1 protein-coding gene is annotated in these 1,204 nt (G+C 47.9%); it reads left to right on the top strand.

Annotation, left to right across the window (positions count from 1 at the left end; all coding sequences use genetic code 11):
* Positions 1 to 63: 63 nt before the first annotated feature.
* On the top strand, positions 64 to 1,204 hold a 1,141-nt coding region (locus tag AACV32_RS09535), incomplete at its 3' end, for an IS256 family transposase (RefSeq protein ID WP_170895768.1).

The raw sequence follows: 1,204 nt of genomic DNA, 5'->3' as shown, positions 1-1,204 counted from the left end.
GAGAGTGTCCTGAATTCTGTGTAACTGTCTAAACTTAAGCCTTAAAGGCTAAGGATGGACAATATGGATAAGAAAGCACTCGAAGCTTTTGCTCGTGAAGCAGCAAAGTCAATTAAGACAGAATCTGATCTTGATGACTTCCGCAAAATGTTAACCAAGGTGACCGTTGAAACGGCGTTAAACGCTGAACTCGATGAGCACCTTGGATATCAAAAACACCAATCTAGAACCAGCTCCAACTCCCGCAATGGCTACTCGGGCAAGTCAATAATCACCGATGATGGAGAAATCGATATCGACGTTCCCCGCGACCGTGAAGCCAGCTTTGAACCTCAACTCGTCCGCAAGCACCAAACTCGATTCCAATCCATGGACGACAAGATATTGAGCTTGTACGCGAAAGGCATGACCACACGTGAAATCGTCGCAACGTTCAAGGAAATGTATGATGCCGATGTCTCGCCAACGCTGATATCAAAAGTAACGGACTCGGTGCTTGAGCAAGTGATTGAATGGCAGTCGCGACCTCTCGACGAAATTTACCCTATCGTCTATCTCGATTGCATCGTGGTTAAGGTGCGTCAAGACAAGCAAGTCATCAACAAAGCGGTCTATCTTGCGTTAGGCGTCAACATGGAAGGCCAAAAAGAGCTGCTCGGCATGTGGCTCTCTGAAACGGAAGGTGCCAAATTCTGGCTTAACGTGCTGACTGAGCTTCAAAACCGTGGGGTAAAAGACATCCTTATCGCTTGCGTTGACGGGCTAAAAGGCTTTCCTGACGCCATCAACACTGCGTTCCCAGAGACGCAAATACAGCTCTGTATCGTCCACATGGTGCGAAACTCGGTCAAGTACGTCCCTTGGAAAGACTATAAAGCGGTGACGACTGACCTGAAGAAAATCTACCAATCAGCCACAGAAGATGAGGCTCTGCTGGCTCTAGCGCAGTTCTCTGACCGATGGGATAGTAAGTATCCTCAAATCAGTCGCTCTTGGACGGCGCATTGGGACAACCTCAACACCCTGTTTAACTACCCAGAGGATATTCGCCGAGCCATTTACACGACTAACGCCATTGAATCCCTCAACAGCGTTATTAGAAAAGCGATTAAGAAGCGCAAGCTCTTCCCAACGGATGAATCAGCTAGAAAGGTGATCTACCTGGCTATCCGAGATGCTTCCAAGAAATGGACGATGCCGATCA

Origin of the sequence: Vibrio sp. B7, assembly GCF_963888765.1 — a bacterium.
In the GTDB taxonomy this organism is placed as follows: domain Bacteria; phylum Pseudomonadota; class Gammaproteobacteria; order Enterobacterales; family Vibrionaceae; genus Vibrio; species Vibrio anguillarum.
This window is presented reverse-complemented; position numbering and strand designations above follow the sequence as displayed.